Below are 17,001 nucleotides of genomic sequence, written 5' to 3' on the forward strand. Positions count from 1 at the left end.
GGGCGCTCGCCCGGGGCGTCCGGCGCCGCGCCCTCCGCTCCTACGCGTGCCCGTCCGCGCGGCCGCCATACGTCCGCGCTCTGCCGCATCCCCCGTCGCACGCGAAGGTCCCCCCGTGCGCACGACGGCCCGAGGCCGCGCGGGAAAGGGCCGCCGCCCGCACCTCGACGGGTGCGGGCGGCGGCCCGGGCCGGGGGAGGGAGTCGGGTCCGGTCCCTGCCGGACCGCGGCCCCCTCGCCGCTCTCGTGGAGCTCTGCCCGGTCAGCCGCCCACGGTCATGGCGAAGACGTGGGCCGTGCCGGACGCGCTGGTCACCGGCAGCGTCACCGACGCCACCGTCTTCGACGCGTCGAGCGGGACCTTCACGGAGAAGACGTACGCCTTCACCGTGTCCTTCCCGCCGCTACCGGTGTTCCGGTAGCTGGTGGTGGCGGCGGTGGTGTCGCCGGCCACCGGCTTGGTGGAGTTGCCGTTGAGCGTCCAGTCCGAGAACGTCACCGTCGCCTTGGCGGTGGTGCCGTCGGTGTACGCGACGGTCAGCTGGCCCGGGACGCCGCTGCCGTCGGTCGGCGCGTTGGCCGCCGAGCCCAGCAGGCCCAGGTAGTTGCCGGAGGTGCCGGCCGGCTGCGGGATGGTCTGCCCGGAGAGCTCCAGGTTGTCGGGCTTGCCGGAGCCGGTGGCCGGCCAGGCGTAGGTGAGGCCGTCCGTGGTCACCGTGCCGCCGCTGGTCACGCCGGCCGAGGCCAGCGCGTTCTGCGAGTAGGCCCAGCCGCCGTCGTCGAAGCCGCCGGAGAACTTGGCCCCGTCGGCGTAGACGCCCTCGTTGGACTCGTACGGCCACAGTTCGCCCGGCTTGGCCACGGCGACCCGCATCGAGGCCGAGGTCAGGGCGGAGCCGTCGGTGTGGTCGGTGATCGCGAAGTCCACCGAGTACGTGCCCTCGTCGGAGCCCGCCGTCACCGGCACGTCGGCCGTCGCGCTGCCGCCGGCCGGGACGGTCAGCGAGCCGGCGGAGGCGCCCAGGCTCACGCCGGAGGCCGGCGTCGCCTTCCAGTCCGCGGTGACCGCCTTGGTGCCGAGGTTGGTCACCCGCAGCGACGCCTTGTCCGACGCGCCCGGCTGGAGCACCAGCCCGTCACCGTTCGCCCCGGCCGCCGCCGCCAGCACCCGCGAGGTGCCGATGGTGTCCGACGGCGGAGCCGCCTTCGCCGACGACGCCCAGGACGTGTTGGGCACGGTGTTGAGCGAGTAGTCCAGCGTGCCGGCCTTCTCGAACTGCGCGTAGCTCAGCCACGAGTCGTTGTACGCCTTGCCGTTGACGTCCAGCGCCTGCACGTACGGGGCGTCGGGGGCCGCCTGCGGGGCGTTGACCGAGACGGTCTTGCCGTTGCCCAGGGTGATCTGCGCGACGGGGAAGGCGGGGCTGCCCAGCACCAGCGTGTCCGTGCCGGGCGTCTCCGGGTACATGCCCAGCGACGACCACACGTACCACGAGCTCATCGCGCCCAGGTCGTCGTTGCCGAACGACCCGACCGGCGCGTTGAAGTACAGCTGGGTCTGCGCCTGCCGGACGGCCTCCTGCGTCTTCCACGGCTGCCCGACGTAGTCGTACTCCCAGGGGATCTCCAGGCTGGGCTCGTTGCTCAGGTCGGCGTCGGTCCCCGACGGGTCGGTGATGTTGTCCAGCAGGCTGTCCAGGTACGACGACCACGCCGCCGACCCGCCGCGCGCGGTGGCCAGCTGCTGCACGTCGAACGGCACCATCGGCGTGTACTGGGCGGAGGTGCCCTCGACGAAGCCGTTGGAGGTGCCCGGAGTGAAGCCGGCGGCCCACTGCCCGTCGGCGTCGCGGGCCTGGAGGTAGCCGCTCTGCGGGTTGAAGACGTTCAGCCAGTCCTGCGCGCGGGTGGCGAACTTGCGGTAGTCCGCGGTCTTGCCCAGCGACTTCGCGAACGACGCCAGCGCGTAGTCGGCGCTGTCGTACTCCAGCTGCGTGGACACCGGGCCGTAGAAGTTGCAGCAGCCGTAGGTGCCGTCCAGGGGCAGGTAGCCGTCGGCGTCCCGGGTGGCCTCGCCCGGGCGGTCGTTGTTCGGCACGGTGGCCTCGTGGACCATCGCCTCCAGCGCGTGCGCGGTGTCGAAGTCGCGCACCCCGAACGCGTAGGCGTCGGCGATGATCGAGGTGGCCGGGTCGCCGACCATCACGTAGCTCTCGCCGTTGTTCGACGCCCACTTGGGCAGCAGGCCGGTCTGGTCGTACCCGTTGAGCATCGAGGTGACGATGTCACCGGTCTGCTGCGGCGCGACCATCGACATCAGCTGCGTCTGCGACCGGTAGGTGTCCCACCCGGAGTAGTTGGCGTACTGCGCCTGCTGCCCCTTGGCCAGCTGGTGGACCTGGTCGTCCATGCCCATGTACTGGCCGTTGTCGTCCGAGAAGACGTTCGGGTGCAGCAGCGCGTGGTAGAGCGCGGTGTAGAACTCGACCTGCTGGTCGTGGCTGCCGCCGCCGATCCGCACCCGGCCCAGGAGGTCGTTCCACTCCTTGCGGGCGGCGGTGCTCAGCGCGTTGAGGTTCCAGCCGCTGATCTCCGTGGAGAGGTTGGCGGCCGCGTTGTCGTCGGAGGTGTACGAGATCCCGACGGCCGCCTTCACCGTGGCGGACGACGTGGTGTCGAAGGTCAGGTACATCCCGTTGGCGCCGGTGACCGGGGCGCTGTCGGCGGCGCTGCCCGCGGCGGCGCCGGCCGTGGCGCCGTCGGCCTTCGGGGCGGCCGAGGCGGAGGCGGAGCCCGAGGAGCCCGCCGCCGCTCCCGACCCGGCGGAGGTGCCGCTCGGGTGGACGGTCGGCGCGGTCCTGGCCGGCACCGTGAAGTGCTGCTCCTGGTGCGCCGCGGTGTCGGGCGTGGCCAGGGTCTGCTGGGCCTTGCCCTTGCTGAGCGACTTCACACCGGGGTTGATCGTGCTGCCCACCCACGTGCCGCTGGCGGTGAAGGGGCGGTTGAACTTGATGTCGAAGTGCAGGGTGTAGCGGTTGTTCGCGCCGCAGAAGTGGCCGCTGTCGACGGCGCCGACCACCTCGCGGTCGCCGACCACCTTCACGCGGGTGCCGTCGACCGTCGACGCGCCGCCGCTGAGCTTCAGCAGCAGGTTGGACTGCTGCCCGGCCGGGAAGGTGAACTTGCCCAGGCCCGCGCGCGCGGTGTCGGTCAGCTCCGTGGTGACGCCGTCGGCGCCCTTGACGGTGTAGGAACCGATCCCCGTCGTCTCGTCGGAGTGGCTGAACGTCTCCGCGGTGTTCGACAGGTTCCCGCTCAGTGCCCCGGACACCGGGAGGATGGGCACGTCGCCGGCCACGTCGCAGCCGGGGCCGGACACGTGGGTGAGGCTGAAGCCGGAGATCTTCGTGCTCTTGTACTCGTACCCTCCGCCCTGCGTGCGGCTGGGGGTGGTGTCGGGTCCCCACTGCATCATGCCGAACGGCACGTCGGGGCCGGGGAAGGTGTTCACGGCACCGGAGGTGCCGATCAGGGGGTTGACCAGTGCGGCCGGGTCCTTCACCGGCTGCGGCCCCGCCGCGGCGCCGGCCGCCGCGAAGGACTGGAGCGACAGCGCCGTGACACCCGCGGCGGAGAGTACCGCCAGGCGCCGGCGGAGTCTGCCGGCCCGGGGCGCGCTTTCACGCCTCCGAACGGTCATCGGTTGCCTCCAAGGCTCGTCGTTGTGCCTGAGGGTGGGACGGCGCGGCACGCACCCGTGCGGACAACGTTGTCAGGGATCTGACAACGTTGCCACACCGTCAGCCGTCGAGTAGACCCCCAGCGGGCAGCGCGGTCAAGGGATCTGACGAGGTTTTGGGGACGTGTGGTGCCAGTGGGCGGGTGCGCGGGCGCGGGTTCGGCCGTGCGTTCGGCGTCCGGCGGCGGTGTCCTCCCGGGGGCGGCTGCTCGCGCTACCGTGCCCGCGTGGCCGACCTCACCTACCCGTTCGCAGGCGTCACGTCCGACGAGGCCCTGCGGGTCCCCGACGGGTTCCGTGCGCTGCGGGTCCGGACGGTGCTCGCTCCGGGCGCGTTCGAACCGGCCGCCGACGCGCTCTTCGCCTGGCGGATGCACCAGGGCGTACCGCTGCTTCGGATGTCCGCGGAGCAGCCGCGGGCGGTCCCCGGAGTCCGGGTGGTGCTGAGGCTGGGCCCGCTGGCGGCGCCCTGCCGGGTGGTCTGGGCCGTTCGCGAGGGAGGCCGTGCCGGATTCGGCTACGGAACCCTGCCCGGGCACCCCGAGTGCGGCGAGGAGTCGTTCGTCCTGAGGCGCGACCCGGCGGGCCCGGTCACCTTCACCGTCCTCGCCGTCAGCCGTCCCGCCGCCTGGTACGCCCGCGCCGCCGGTCCGGTCGGCCGCCGCGTCCGGCGAGGGATCGCGCTGCTGTACGCGAGGTCCCTGGCGGCGGCGATCCGCACCCCCTGACGGCCTCGGGCGCCGCGGCCGCAACGGCCCCCGCCCCGCCGCCCTCCCTGCGGGGAGGAGCGACGGGGCGGAAAGGGACGGCGGACGGCCCGCGGGTGTTTCTAGCGGACGGCCCGCGGGTGTTTCTAGTAGGGGCCGTTGACGTTGTCGATCGAGCCGTACACGTGGAACGCGTAGTTGCACGCGGCGGTGATGTTCGCGACCGGGTCGTAGATGTCGGTCGAGGTACCCGCCACGTGGTAGGCGTCGAAGGTCGGCTGAATGACCTGGAGCAGGCCGATGGACGGGGTGCCGGCGGCCGCGTTGGAGTCCCACAGGTTGATGGCGTCGGGGTTGCCGGAGGACTCCCGCATGATGTTGCGGTGGATGCCGTCGTAGCTGCCCGGAATGCCGTCCTGCTTCATGATGGCCAGCGAGTGGTTGATCCAGCCGTCCAGGTTGTCCGGGTAGGTCTGGGCGGCGGTCGTCGTGGTGGCCGACACGGCGGTCGCCGTGGTGGCCGTCGTGGTGCTCGCCGTCGCCGGGACCGCCTGCGCGGTCGTGGACGCGGCCGCGGCGGGCTGCGCGCCGGTGCTGCTCTTGGCGGGAAGGGCGAGGACCTGGCCGGGGTGGATGATGTACGGGCTGCTGATCCTGTTGGCCCGCGCGATGACCTGCCAGCCGCCCGGGTCTTGTGGGCGCGGGCGATCGCGGCCAGGGTGTCGCCGGTCTTGACCGTGTACGTGGCGGTCGGGGCCTGAACGGCGCTCGCGGCGCTCGGCGCGGTGCCGGCCGCGGCCGGGGCGGCAGCCTGGGCGGTGCCGGCCACGGCGACGCAGGTCAGAGCGGCGAAGGTGCCGGCGACGATGGCGCCACGGGCGGAGATCCGGCGCTTCTTCGCCGGGCTGTTCTGGACGTGCTTGGGCATGGTGCGGACCTCTTCCACGATTGCTTGTCCGCAGTGACCGGCCCTTTGGCCGGCCCCCCTCGTCATTCCGACCCGCATTTCGAGTAGCGGCGTTCTGCGGAGACCACATTGTTAGCAGCCGATAAAAGGCCGCACAATTACCCCTTGCACTAAGGCGCGTAGTAGGCGCTTTGCCTTTGTTTCCACGCGGGCCCGGGATTCGGGGAGAGCGGCGGATCGGGAATGCACTAAACGGCTTCGTAGGTGATGTGCGTCCTATGCCGTGCATCACCCCGGGGGTCTTGATCGAGAAACTCGGCGTAAGGGAACGGGGGCGGATGGTGGCGGCGCGTTTCATTCTTAACAATGTCTTAGTGTGCATAGCGGATAAATGCCGCATAGCTGGATCGAAGCGGACATACAGGGATGATTTTCTGCGTTCCGTGCGGTCCGGCCGGGGGGAGGGGGTGGGTGGTGGAGAAAATAGACAGCTAGATGTGCAGCTGGCTGTCTATCTGCTACGTTGGGGCTATGAGCGAACGGCAGGTGGAACCCTCCGAGGGGGCCGCTTCGGGTCTCGCGGTGGAGCTGCGGGCGGCCCTGGGCCAGCTGGTGAGAAGACTGCGCGAGCAGACGGACAGGGACGACCTGACCAAGTCCCAGACCTCGGTCCTGCTCCGGCTGGAGCGCGAGGGGCCGGCGACGGCGGCCGAGCTGGCGGTTGTACAGGGGGTGCGTCCGCAGTCCATGGCCAAGATCGTCCGGGCGCTGGAGGACGCCGGCCTGGTGGTGGGGGAGCCCGACCCCGCCGACGGCCGCCGCACCCGGCTCAGCCTGTCCGACGCCGCGCGCGAGCAGTTCCGCACCGGGCGGCGTGCCAAGCAGGACTGGCTGACGCGCGCGGTCGAGGACACTCTCACCCCCGAGGAGATCGAGCAGCTCTCCGGCGCCGTCCACCTGCTGCGCCGCCTGGCCCAGTCGCCCTGACCCCGCCCCCTTTCGGGAACCGCCCGACCGGACACCGTCTCCAGTGAAGGAAGCACCATGCCCGTCACCACCCTCGACCCGACGACCGCGCTGATCGTCGTGGACCTCCAGAAGGGGATCGTCGGCCGGCCTCTGGCGCACCCCGTTGACGGCGTCATCGAGCGCACCACCGCGCTGCTCGCCGCGTTCCGCGCGTGCGGGCTGCCCGTCGTCCTCGTCAACGTCGCCGGCGGCCCGGCCGGCCGGACCGACCAGCGCGACGGCGCCCCCCGGGTCCGCGACCTCCCCGAGGGCTGGACCGACCTCATCCCCGAGCTGGACGCGCGGGCGGACGACATCCTCGTCACCAAGCACGCGCGCAGCGCCTTCACCGGTACCGGACTGGCGGAACGGCTGCGCGGACTGGGCGCCACGCAGGTGGTCGTCACCGGCATCGCCACCAGCAGCGGCGTGGAGTCCACCGCCCGCGACGCCCACGAGCTGGGCTTCAACGTCACCCTGCCCACCGACGCGATGACCGACTCCGGCGCTGACCGGCACGAGCACAGCGTGGCCCGGATCTTCCCGCGCATCGCCGAGACGGGGACCGCGCGGGACGTGCTGGACCTCCTCGCCGCCCGTTCCTGAGCGCCCCGTCCCGGCGCCGAGGCGGCCGCCCGGCCCGCGGCTGCCGTCTCCCCGGCCGTTTCCGCTTCCCCGGCCGTTCCGCCTCCGCGTAGTCCGCGCCGGCCCGCGCGTTTGGCCGCCGCCCGGGCGGGCAGCCGAGCCGTTGGCTTCCCATGAGGTGATGAGACGGTGTTCGACGACGTGACCCCCGGCCCCACGACCGAGGAACTTCCCATACCGGACTACCGGCACCTGCCCGCTCAGGCGATCGAGGGCCGGATTCTCGAGCTGGACGGTGACGAGGTCGAGACCGTCCTGCGCTACGAGTGCGAGCACCGCGAGCGCACCCCGCTGATCCGCGTGCTGACCGCGCGCCTGCGCGGCCTGCGCGAGCGCTCCTCCGTCCGGCAGCCGCCGTCCGTCCCGGAGCCGCCCTCCGTCCGGGGGCCGGGAGCCTCCCGCACCCCCCGTCCCTCCGGCTGAGCCGCCGGGGCGCGCCCGGGACGGGTGTGCGGCCGGGCCGGACGACGGGTAGCCCGAGTGGCACGCCGGAGTCGACACCCGGCCCGGCCGCGCCGAGGCTGGGTCGGGACGGCCTCCGCGGCTGACGCCGCACGGCCCCGGCCTGGACGTGGCCGTCGCCGCCGCGGCCAGCCACGAGGAGGAGCCCGTGACCGACGCCCCCGCCGCCCTCGGCGCCGAGTCCGCCGACGACCGCCCCGGTGCCGGCCCCCTCGACCCGCTGGGCCGCGCCGCGGCCGGCTCCGCCCCGGTCGACCTGCGGCGCGTCGGCATCCACCCGGACTTCTGGTACCCGGTCGCGGCCTCCCGCGACATTCCGCCGGACACGGTCAGGCCGGCGTCGTTCGCCGGGCGGCGGATCGCCCTCTTCCGCACCCGCCGCGGCGGCGTCCACGCGCTGGAGGACCGCTGTGCGCACCGGCAGGTGCCGCTGAGCATGGGCGTCGTCGAGGGGGAGGCGCTGCGCTGCTGCTACCACGCCTGGGCCTACCGGGGCGACGGCCGCATCTCGCAGATCCCCTACCTCCCCAAGGGCGCCGAGCGTCCGCCGCGCGGGGTGCTCGCCTACCCGGTGCGGGAGCGGTACGGGCTGGTGTTCGTCTTCCCCGGGGACCCGGCGAAGGCCCCGGCCACCCCGCTGCCGGAACTGCCCGAGTACGGCTCGCCCGCCCACCGCGCCATGCGCTTCTCGCGGACGGTGCGCTGCCACTACTCGTTCATGCACGAGAACCTGCTCGACATGAACCACCAGTTCCTGCACCGGGGTGTGCTCGGCCGCATCCAGCCGACGCTGCTGGACCGCAGGACGGACGGCCGGTCGGTCGAGGCCCGCTACCGGTTCACGCCGGAGGGCGGGCGCAAGGACCGGGGGGCGGGGCTGCTGTCGGCCGAGGGCCTCGGCGGGCGCGGCGCCCCGGACGTCCTCACCATCCGCACCGAATACCCGTACCAGACACTCCAGTTGGTGCCGGACGGCGAGGAGCGTCCGGCCTTCAGCCTGTGGGTGGCCTATGTGCCGCGGGACGCGGAGCAGCGCACCAACCACGTGCACGGACTGCTGATGATCCGCAAGCCCCGGTTCGGCGCGGCGCTGAACCTGGCGTGGCCGCTCATCCGGCGGTTCACCGAGCGGGTGTTCGCCGAGGACCGGATGGCGGTGGAGGCCGAGCAGCGGGCCTGGGACGAGCAGGGTGCGGACTGGAACCAGGAGGTCTTCCCGCTCATCCTCGACCTGCGCGAGATGCTGCGCCGCAACGGCGTCCCCCTCGAACCCGCCGGCGCCCTGTGCGGCTCCCGTGTCGGCTGTGCCGACGGCTCCAACGGCGCTGCGTGCGGGAATATGTGACGTTGCGTCAGCGATGGGGAGGGTGTGTCCGGCCACCAGTGACCGGTTGCCGGCGTGAGGCTTCAGCGACCGCCCGCTGGGTGCGCGTGGGGCGGCCGAGCCTGTCGAATCGGCTGACGCCCGTGCCGCGTCCTCGTGGAGTCCCGACGCCGGAAAGCGTACGAATCGTCTCATATCCGGCGTGGCCGCAGTGCCGCCCTGAAGGGGAGGGCCGGATGTCCGGTCGTGGACGAGGCGGGCACGGCGGGCGGGTTTGCCGCCCGCGACCACCCCCGGCACGTGGTCGGCGGCGGAGTGCCCGGCTTCGGCCGGCGGACGTCAGAGAATCGTGGGAGATGGCCTCATGCTCCCGGCGCCGTGCCTAGCATCAAGGCATGACCTGGGTGGGCGCAGCGTGGTGGGGGTTGTTCGGGGCTTCGCCGTCGAGGCGTTGGAGTTCTGGACGGCCGTGCGCCGCCATCACCACTGGCCCTGGGAGAGTCCGGGTGACGGGCCGACGCTGGGACTTCTGGCCTACGTCATCGCCACCGTCTTACGGCTCGGTGTCGGGACCGGTGTGGCCGTCGCGGCGCGCGCGTCCGGGCACAGTGCCACCGCCTGGCTGGCGATGTTCGTCGGGGCCGGGGCGCCTTCGCTGCTGGAGAGGGTAACGGCCCTGATGCCGCTCGTCGTTCACGCCGGTGTCACCGCGCTGGCCGCCAACACCCCGAGCACGGGAGAGAGCGGCCGGCCCGCGCTCCTCGTCCAGCCCTCGGGCCCGCGCTCCACTGGGAGCAACCGCCTCGACGCGCCACCCCCGGACGGCGAGGGCATGTGGTCCGACAGCGAAGGCCAGGGGAGTTGATGGCCGTGCGCGCTGAATCCCTCGCAGGCAGGGTCGTGGCCATCGTCTCTCGCCGTGCTCCCGCGTTCCAGCCGCTTCCGGGCGAACGGCCTGGCCTGGCCTGGGCCGTGCGGGCGGCATTGCCGGGTCCGCGCCGCCAGGAGCGGGCCAAGGCCACCGCCGCGTCCGATCCGCCACCTGCGGTTCCGGCAACCGACCCCGTCGTGACGGTCGAGCCATGGCGCTGGAGTCAGGTCCGGGCCGCCTCCGTCGCCGTCGGCAGCGCGCGGTCAGCCAGGGTCATGCCGTCCCTCGTCGGGTTGGTCGCCGCATGTCTCCTGGCTGCGGGCGGCTTCGCGCTGACGACGCTGGCGCCCGGCGAGGTTTCAGCGCCGGCCGGCCCGCCTCCGTCGTCCACCGCGGCCCTCGGCCCTCAGCAGACGGTCGAGCGGTACTTCGAAGCGATCAACGCGAAGGACTACCGGACTGCCTGGAATCTTGGCGGCCGCAACTTCCACCAGAGCTACAGCACCTTCGCCGCGAGCTTCGCAACCACAGCGACGACCTCCGTCACCATCCAGTCCATCACAGGCGACGTCGTCGCCGTGATACTGAACACCCAGGACACAGAAGGCAAAACGCACGACTACCACGGCACTTACACCGTCCACGACGGCGTCATCACAGCAGGCAGCCTGAAGGCCGGCTAGGGACCGTCTCCTTGAAAGGTTGTGGGCGCCTTTCCTGCTGGTAGGCGGGGTGTTCGGCCAGGGCGCCACCAGCTCCTGGGAGAGCGGACCTGCGCCTCCGCCCTGGAGACCCGCGACCGCGCCATGTTCGCCGGCGTCAACGCCTCCCTCTCCACCCGGCTCGGCGGCACCAGCCCACCGGGCCCGGGTACCGGACGATGACCATCGCCCCGCAGGTGCCGCCGGGGCCGCGGTACGCCGCGGCCACCCAGGAACCGTGCGCGGCGCCGCGGCCAGCTCCTGGACCCGCTCCGGCGGCCGCGGCCAGCTCCTGGACCCGCTCCGGCGGCCGCTTCACCCTCGACGCCACCGCCCCGCGGGGAGCGGAGCCACCGTGCGCCTGCCCGACCTGGGCACGGCCGGGGCCCGGGTGCCCGCCACCCACGGCGCGGTCCGCGGGTCCGGCGGCGCCTACACCGTCGGCTCCGGGGCGCCGGACCTTCACCGTCGCCACGGCAGGCTGAACGGTCATGTCGGAGAGGGTCGTCGGCGCCGCGCGCTGTCAACGACCGTCCGGCACAAGGCCGATGGGTGCACTCCCAGCGGGTGCGCCCATCGGCCCCGCCGTCCTCCGACCGCCGCCCACCGCTGGGCTGCGTACGGTTTCGGCCACTGCGGCGAGCACTTTAGCGGAACGCCGGGTTGTGCCGATGGAATTTGCCAGAACGCCCTCCGCAGCGTCCAAACCATGCGTAACGTCACGTTGACGCGCAGGGCCGCCGGTTGGCCGTGCCGCGGATGACATCAAGGGGAGCGGTGTGTCCGGGATCGACGAGTGCCTGCTCGAAGCCATGGCCCTGCCCGGTGCCAGGGGAGCCGCGCTGGTCGAGTGGATCAGCGGGCTGGCGCTGGGTCGGATCGGCGAGGCGCCCGACGGCGACCACGAGACGATGGCCGCGCAGATCGCCGAGTTCGCCCGCCACGCCATCGAGCACCCGGTCTTCGCCGGCGCGGCCGAGCCGGGCAGCGGCACCCACCGCGGCCCCGGCCGGCCCGGCGACTCCCCACCGCCCGGGGCCAAGGGGCCGGCCGTGCAGGACGTCATCGTGACCGCGGCCTCCGGCTACCACCTGCTGCGCTTCCTCGACCTGCCCTACGAGGGCGGCGTGTTCCTGCACCTGTGGCTCGACCGCGACATCGCCAACCTGGCGTTGGCCATGATCCGCCTGCGTGACCTGGCCGAACGGCTGGTGCTGGAGTGAACGCCACCGTCTCCCCGATGCTGCTGCGGCTGGCCGAGCGCGGCGCCACCGGTGCCCTGCTGCGGGACACCGGCGCGCTCTACCTGGTCGACGGCGCCGTCGTGCACGCCGAGAGCCCGGCAGCGCCCGGCATCGGCGAACTCCTCACCAACGGCGGGCGGTTGCCCGCCGAGCGGTGGCGGGAGGCGCTCGACAAGGCGGGGCCGCGCGGCCAGACCGCCCGCTACCTGCTCGACCACGGCTGCCTGTCCGGCGGCGAGTTGGAGATCCGCCACCTCGGCGCCCTCTACGACGCCGCGTACTTCGTGCTCGCGCCGGGCGGCGGCCCCACCCGGTTCCGGCACGGCGTCGCCCACTGGTTCGGGCGGGTCCGGCCGGTGGGCGTGGCGGACGTCGAACGGGAGAGCCTGCGCCGCCGCCGCTACCTCGCCGACCTGTGGCCGCACCCGCAGCTGGACGCCGCCCCGCCGCGCCGCCGGGCGGCGACGGGACTGCCGGCCGTCACCCGCCGGCAGCAGGACGTCCTGGACCTCGCCGACGGGCGGCGGACGCCGAGCGGGATCGCCGCCCGGCTCGGCCGCCCCGCCTTCCACACCCTGGTCGACATCCGGCGGCTGGCCGCCGCGGGCCACCTGGAGACCCCCGACACCGCCCTGCCCCCGCCCACCGCCCCGGCGTGGGTGCGCGACGTCGGAGACACCCCGGACGTGGCCCTGCTGCGGCGGTTGCGGGACGCGCTGGAGGCACACCTGTGAGCCCCCCCGAGCGGAGCGCGGCCCGCAGCACCGTACGCAGGGGGCTGAGAAACCGTGCCGAAAGGAGGAAGCTGATGGCGCACGAGGCCGAGGTCCGCGACGAACTGGCCCGGCTGCGGGCCCGTACCGCGGAGGTGACGGCGGTCGTCGCGGCGAGCACGGACGGCCTGGTCCTGGCCGCCGATCCGCCGCTGCCGGGTGCGGAGGGCGTCGCCGCGCTCACCGCCGCGGCTCTCGGTGTCGGGCTGCGGCTCGCCGAGGCGACCGGCAGCGGTACGTTCCGCGAGCTGCTGATCCGGGGTGAGCACGGCTACGTCGCCACCTACGCGGCCGGCACCGCCTGCGTCCTGACCGTCCTGGCCGGTCCGCGCGCCAACGTCGGACGGATGCACATGGAGGCCCGCCGCGCCGGCGCGCGCGTCGCCGAACTGCTCGACGGCACCGCCGTACGACTGGAGGACGCCTGACCGCCATGGACACGCCCCGCCAACCCCGGCCGCGCGGCGCCGCAGCGCGGGCCCCGACCCGGCCGATCCGTCCGGGCCGCCGTCCTCCGCACCACCCGGGTCCGGGGCCTCCGCCGAGCCGGGCGAGGCGCGGCCCCCGGCCCCGGCTGAGGGGGCCGCGCGGGAAGCGGGGCCCGCGGCCGACCCGCCGCCGGCGCGGCAGCCCGCACGGCGGACCGCGCACCGGAGCACGGCGCCGGCGGCGCGGACACCGCACCAGGCACCACGTCAGACCACACGCCGACCCGCGGGCCAGGCAGCAGGCCAGCCCGCAGGCCAGACCGCACCCAAGCCCGTCCGGCACGATCCGTCGGACGGTGCAGACATCCAGCAAGGGAGCACCCTCACCGTGGCGAACACAGAAGCCGTCCTCAAGGACGCGATGACCTCGATCGAAGGCGTCATAGGCGTCGCCCTGGTCGACTACACCAGCGGCATGGCGCTGGGCACCATCGGCGGGGGCAAGGAGCTCGACCTCAACGTCGCCGCGGCCGGCAACACCGACGTGGTCCGGGCCAAGGCCCGCACCATGGAACTGCTCGGCCTCAAGGACGAGATCGAGGACATCCTCATCACCCTCGGCACCCAGTACCACCTCATCCGCCTCCTCAAGGGGCGGGGCAAGAACGGCCTCTTCCTCTACCTCGCCCTCGACAAGAACCGGGCGAACCTCGCCATGGCGCGCCACCAGCTCCGCTCGATCGAGTCCGACCTGGAGCTGTGACCCGGGCGCGCCCGCGCCGCCCGTCGTGCAGGCGCGGCGGCGCGGCTCGCCCGGACCCGTCGGCGGGCCCCGTGTGACGGGGCCCGGACGGCGCGGGGCGCGGCTGTGCTGCGTCCGGGGGAAGTCGGGCGCGCCGTGGCCGCCCGGGGCCGGTGGAGCCCGGCCGGGGGCGGGTCCACGGGTGAGACTGGCCGGAAACGCCCATCCGCCGGCGGACCGGAGGAGGCCGCCGCGCGGTCCCGGCCCGCCGCCCCACCGGCAAAGGAAGACCCATGGCGCGCCACCGAGTAATGCACGTGCCGACTCCGGGCGGCGACCTCTCGCCCGCCGAGGCGGAGACGGTCCCGCCGGGCCCGGGGCAGGTGCGGATCGCCGTCGAGGCGTGCGGCATCTGCAACTCCGACCACATGATCATCGCCGGCCTGCTGCCCGGTGCCGACTTCCCCCGCGTGCCCGGCCACGAGATCGCCGGGCGGATCGCCGTCCTCGGCGAGGGCGTGGCGGGCTGGAACGTCGGCGACCGTGTCGCCGTCGGCTGGTACGGCGGCAGTTGCGGGCACTGCGACGCCTGCCGCACCGGCGACGGCGTGCTCTGCCCCGAGCTCCAGGTGCCCGGCGCCGCCTACCAGGGCGGCTACGCCGAGTCCGTGACCGTGCCGGCCGTCGCGCTGGCCGCGATCCCCGACGAGCTCAGCAGCGCGGAGGCGGCGCCGCTGGCCTGCGCCGGGGTGACCGTCTACAACGCGCTGCGGCGCAGTTCGGCGCTCCCCGGGGACACCGTGGCCGTGCTGGGCCTGGGCGGGCTGGGCCACCTGGGGGTGCAGTTCGCGGCGAAGATGGGCTTCGACACCGTGGCCGTGGCCCGTGGCGAGGAGAAGGCTTCGCTGGCACGGCAGTTGGGGGCCCGGCACTACATCGACAGCACGCGTGAGGACGTCGGACAGGCGCTGCGGGAGATGGGCGGCGCGAAGGTCGTACTCGCCACGGTCAACAACGCGAAGGCGATGGCGGCGGCGGTCCCGGGCCTGGGACGGCGCGGTGAGCTGGTCGTGGTCGGTGCCGCCACCGAGCCCCTCGACCTGCCGCCGCTGGCCCTGCTGACCGACTGCCGGCGGATCTACGGCCACGCGTCCGGCGTCGCCGTCGACACGCAGGACACGCTGCGGTTCGCCGTGCAGACCGGGGTGCGGCCCTGGATCGAGGAGGCGCCGCTGGCCGATGGGGCCGCGGCCTTCGCCAAGATGGCTTCGGGCGGTGCCCGTTTCCGCATGGTGCTCACCGTGGGGGCGGAGCCGCAGCCGAGTTGACGTCCGGGCCGTGGGACGGCGCCGGAAGGCCGCCTCCGGTCTCCTCGGTGGCGGCTCCCAGCGCCGGCCGACGGCGTCCCCGCGTCGGCTCCGCGTCCGCCCGCGCGCCGGCCCGGAGCCGATCCGGGCCGGCCCGCGGGCGCCCCGGCGGCGGCGTCCCCACGGTGCGTCCTCGCCCGCGGTCAGGGCCCCGGAGGGAGCCGGCCGGGTGGGGTGCGCTCCGCCACCCGGCCGCCCGGGCCCGCCGGGGTCCGTGCGTCAGTGGCCCCCGGCCGGCCGCGGGGTGAAGTAGTGGCCCTGGTCCAGGTCCTCCAGCAGCCCGGGCCCGGTCGGCTGCCAGCCCAGCAGCTCGCGGGTGCGGGTGCTCGACGCGCGGGTGTCCATGGCGTAGAGCCCGCCGAGCCAGCCGAAGTGCCCCTCCGCGTCCTGCGGCGCGACCGGGACGGCCGGCAGGCCGAGGTTCGCTCCGATGGACTCGGCGATCGCGCGCGTCGGCACGCCCTCTTCGGCGACGCCGTGCAGCACGGTGCCCGCCGGAGCCTGCTCCAGGGCCAGCCGGAACAGCCGCGCCGCGTCCGACCGGTGCACCGCGGGCCAGCGGGCGGCACCGTCGCCCACGTAGCCGGCGGCGCCGCGCTCGCGGGCGATGCCCACCAGGAGGGCGATGAAGCCGTGGTCGCCCTCGCCGTGGACCGTCGGAGGCAGCCGCACCACCGACGAGCGCACCGCGTGCTCGGCGAGGTCCAGCGTGGCGCGGGCGTTGGCGGCGCGGGGTGCGAAGGGGGAGCCCAGGGTCAGGGCCGGGAAGTCCTGCTCGGTGGCCACCTGGCCCGGCGTGAACCCGGCCACGCCGGAGGCGATGACCAGCGGCCGGCCCGATCCCTCCAGCGCGGAGCCGAAGGCGGCGACGGCCCGCGCGTCGATCGCGGCGGAGGTGGCGAAGTCCGGGAAGGCGTGGACGAAGGCGAGGTGGACGACGCCGTCGCTCTCCGCGGCGCCCTTCCGTAGGGCGTCGAGGTCCTCCAGATCGCCGCGGAGCACCTTGGCCCCGGCCGCGGTGAGGGCCTCCGCGGAGGCGTCCGACCGGGCGAGGCCGGTCACCTCGTGCCCGGCGCCGAGGAGTTCGGGGACGACGGCGGAGCCGATGAAGCCGGAACCGCCGGTGACGAATACGCGCATGGGAGTCCTTCCGTGTCCGACCGCTGCCGGCGAACTGCCGGGAGCGATTCGTTGTCAGCGACTGACATCAACCGTAGCACCCGATGTCAGTCGCTGTCATGGTGATGGGCGTCGCGTAGAATCGCGGACATGGGACGTTGGGAGCCGAACGCGCGCGGTCGCCTGGGGAAGGCGGCGATGGAGCTGTACGCCGAGCGCGGCTTCGACCAGACCACCGTCGCGGAGATCGCCCGGCGCGCCGGGCTCACCGAGCGCACGTTCTTCCGCCACTACGCCGACAAGCGCGAGGTGCTCTTCGGCGGTGCGCCCTTCATGGAGGAGCAGTTCGTCGGCGCGGTCGCGGCCGCGCCCGCGCCGGCCGGACCCATGGACGCGGTCGCCGCCGGCCTCTACGCCGTCGGCACCATGCTCCAGGAGGGGCGGGAGGCCGCGTCGCTGCGGCAGTCGGTCATCTCCTCGCACCCCGAACTCCAGGAGCGGGAGCTCGTCAAGCTCGCCTCGCTGTCCGCCGCGCTCACCCGGACGCTGTGCGAGCGCGGAGTCCCCGAGTCGGACGCGAGTCTGGCCGCCGAGGCCGGGATCGCGGTGTTCAAGGTCGCCTTCGGCCGGTGGATCGCGGACCTGGACGGGCCGGAGCTGCCCCAGGTCATGCGCGAGTCGCTGGACGAACTGCGGACCGTGGTGGCGGGGGACGGCTCGGCCGCGAGCTGAGGCCGGCGGATTCGGAGCCGGATTGGGAGCCGGATTCGGAGCCGGAGCGGCCGCTGGGGCGGCTCCGTCGCCACCCGCCGGGGCGGGAGCGGGGGCAGGACCAACGGCGGTGGCCTACCCGGTAGTTGGTCGGGTTTCAGCGGGTGGGACGGGGTCGGCCTTGTCGGCCGAACGGCGGCATGGCTACTGTCGTTTCGTGGTTCTCGAACCATCGAATCAGTGCCCTGTGCCC

The 17,001-nt window shown here is 73.9% G+C and carries 16 protein-coding genes; 13 read left to right on the forward strand and 3 right to left on the reverse strand.

What is annotated here, in order from left to right; all coding sequences use genetic code 11:
* Nucleotides 1–262: 262 nt before the first annotated feature.
* Complete coding sequence (locus BS72_RS30400) at nucleotides 263–3,700, reverse strand: GH92 family glycosyl hydrolase (RefSeq protein WP_037915067.1); 3,438 nt, start codon at nucleotides 3,698–3,700, stop codon at nucleotides 263–265.
* 266 nt (nucleotides 3,701–3,966) lie between these two features.
* On the opposite strand from BS72_RS30400, the gene BS72_RS30405 reads away from it, so the two are divergent.
* Nucleotides 3,967–4,467 (forward strand): DUF1990 family protein, encoded by a 501-nt coding sequence (locus tag BS72_RS30405; protein WP_037915070.1) that lies wholly within the window; start codon nucleotides 3,967–3,969, stop codon nucleotides 4,465–4,467.
* A 125-nt stretch (nucleotides 4,468–4,592) separates the two neighbouring features.
* On the opposite strand, the gene BS72_RS39680 is transcribed toward BS72_RS30405, so the two are convergent.
* Entirely contained in the window at nucleotides 4,593–4,949 is a 357-nt protein-coding gene (locus BS72_RS39680; protein ID WP_322942550.1) for a transglycosylase SLT domain-containing protein, read from the reverse strand.
* Nucleotides 4,950–5,884: 935 nt separating this feature from the next.
* On the opposite strand from BS72_RS39680, the gene BS72_RS30415 reads away from it, so the two are divergent.
* From BS72_RS30415 to BS72_RS30465, 11 genes are all read left to right on the forward strand, one after another.
* Nucleotides 5,885–6,340, forward strand: coding sequence for a MarR family winged helix-turn-helix transcriptional regulator (locus tag BS72_RS30415; protein WP_037915073.1), 456 nt, complete (start codon nucleotides 5,885–5,887; stop codon nucleotides 6,338–6,340).
* A gap of 57 nt (nucleotides 6,341–6,397) precedes the next feature.
* Nucleotides 6,398–6,967, forward strand: a complete 570-nt coding sequence (locus tag BS72_RS30420; protein WP_037915075.1) for an isochorismatase family cysteine hydrolase — start codon at nucleotides 6,398–6,400, stop codon at nucleotides 6,965–6,967.
* 168 nt (nucleotides 6,968–7,135) lie between these two features.
* Nucleotides 7,136–7,429 (forward strand): hypothetical protein, encoded by a 294-nt coding sequence (locus BS72_RS30425; RefSeq protein WP_051951848.1) that lies wholly within the window; start codon nucleotides 7,136–7,138, stop codon nucleotides 7,427–7,429.
* A 259-nt stretch (nucleotides 7,430–7,688) separates the two neighbouring features.
* Entirely contained in the window at nucleotides 7,689–8,813 is a 1,125-nt protein-coding gene (locus BS72_RS30430) for an aromatic ring-hydroxylating oxygenase subunit alpha (RefSeq protein WP_051952074.1), read from the forward strand.
* 394 nt (nucleotides 8,814–9,207) lie between these two features.
* On the forward strand, nucleotides 9,208–9,657 hold the full coding sequence (locus BS72_RS32910; protein WP_157856361.1) for a hypothetical protein: 450 nt from the start codon (nucleotides 9,208–9,210) through the stop codon (nucleotides 9,655–9,657).
* Nucleotides 9,658–9,692: 35 nt separating this feature from the next.
* Entirely contained in the window at nucleotides 9,693–10,346 is a 654-nt protein-coding gene (locus BS72_RS36875) for a hypothetical protein (RefSeq protein ID WP_157856363.1), read from the forward strand.
* A 797-nt stretch (nucleotides 10,347–11,143) separates the two neighbouring features.
* Nucleotides 11,144–11,587: a hypothetical protein gene (locus BS72_RS30445; RefSeq protein WP_037915078.1), complete on the forward strand. Its 444-nt coding sequence runs from the start codon at nucleotides 11,144–11,146 to the stop codon at nucleotides 11,585–11,587.
* A 17-nt stretch (nucleotides 11,588–11,604) separates the two neighbouring features.
* Nucleotides 11,605–12,342 carry a hypothetical protein gene (locus BS72_RS30450; RefSeq protein WP_037918399.1) on the forward strand — a complete coding sequence of 246 codons (738 nt, stop codon included), beginning with the start codon at nucleotides 11,605–11,607 and terminating at the stop codon, nucleotides 12,340–12,342.
* Between the two features lie 74 nt (nucleotides 12,343–12,416).
* On the forward strand, nucleotides 12,417–12,809 hold the full coding sequence (locus BS72_RS30455; RefSeq protein ID WP_037915080.1) for a roadblock/LC7 domain-containing protein: 393 nt from the start codon (nucleotides 12,417–12,419) through the stop codon (nucleotides 12,807–12,809).
* Between the two features lie 388 nt (nucleotides 12,810–13,197).
* Complete coding sequence (locus BS72_RS30460; RefSeq protein WP_037915083.1) at nucleotides 13,198–13,572, forward strand: hypothetical protein; 375 nt, start codon at nucleotides 13,198–13,200, stop codon at nucleotides 13,570–13,572.
* A 272-nt stretch (nucleotides 13,573–13,844) separates the two neighbouring features.
* Nucleotides 13,845–14,879: an alcohol dehydrogenase catalytic domain-containing protein gene (locus BS72_RS30465; protein ID WP_037915086.1), complete on the forward strand. Its 1,035-nt coding sequence runs from the start codon at nucleotides 13,845–13,847 to the stop codon at nucleotides 14,877–14,879.
* Between the two features lie 258 nt (nucleotides 14,880–15,137).
* Here the strand turns inward: BS72_RS30465 and BS72_RS30470 are convergent, their stop codons facing one another.
* A complete protein-coding gene (locus tag BS72_RS30470) occupies nucleotides 15,138–16,058 on the reverse strand; it encodes an SDR family oxidoreductase (RefSeq protein WP_037915089.1) in 921 nt (306 codons plus the stop codon).
* Nucleotides 16,059–16,187: 129 nt separating this feature from the next.
* Here BS72_RS30470 and BS72_RS30475 point away from each other — a divergent pair, with 129 nt between their 5' ends.
* The gene (locus tag BS72_RS30475; RefSeq protein ID WP_037915092.1) at nucleotides 16,188–16,769 is read left to right on the forward strand and encodes a TetR family transcriptional regulator; all 582 of its coding nucleotides are present in this window, start codon (nucleotides 16,188–16,190) and stop codon (nucleotides 16,767–16,769) included.
* Nucleotides 16,770–17,001: the final 232 nt, after the last annotated feature.

Origin of the sequence: Actinacidiphila yeochonensis CN732 (assembly GCF_000745345.1) — a bacterium.
Taxonomy (GTDB): Bacteria; Actinomycetota; Actinomycetes; order Streptomycetales; family Streptomycetaceae; genus Actinacidiphila; species Actinacidiphila yeochonensis.

Bases quoted from the DNA above. Each gene is read 5' to 3' on its own strand.
- BS72_RS30470 (WP_037915089.1), bottom strand. From the start codon at position 16,058: ATGCGCGTATTCGTCACCGGCGGTTCCGGCTTCATCGGCTCCGCCGTC.
- BS72_RS30420 (WP_037915075.1), top strand. From the start codon at position 6,398: ATGCCCGTCACCACCCTCGACCCGACGACCGCGCTGATCGTCGTGGAC.
- BS72_RS30455 (WP_037915080.1), top strand. From the start codon at position 12,417: ATGGCGCACGAGGCCGAGGTCCGCGACGAACTGGCCCGGCTGCGGGCC.
- BS72_RS30475 (WP_037915092.1), top strand. From the start codon at position 16,188: ATGGGACGTTGGGAGCCGAACGCGCGCGGTCGCCTGGGGAAGGCGGCG.
- BS72_RS30400 (WP_037915067.1), bottom strand. From the start codon at position 3,700: ATGACCGTTCGGAGGCGTGAAAGCGCGCCCCGGGCCGGCAGACTCCGC.
- BS72_RS30450 (WP_037918399.1), top strand. From the start codon at position 11,605: ATGCTGCTGCGGCTGGCCGAGCGCGGCGCCACCGGTGCCCTGCTGCGG.
- BS72_RS30415 (WP_037915073.1), top strand. From the start codon at position 5,885: ATGAGCGAACGGCAGGTGGAACCCTCCGAGGGGGCCGCTTCGGGTCTC.
- BS72_RS30465 (WP_037915086.1), top strand. From the start codon at position 13,845: ATGGCGCGCCACCGAGTAATGCACGTGCCGACTCCGGGCGGCGACCTC.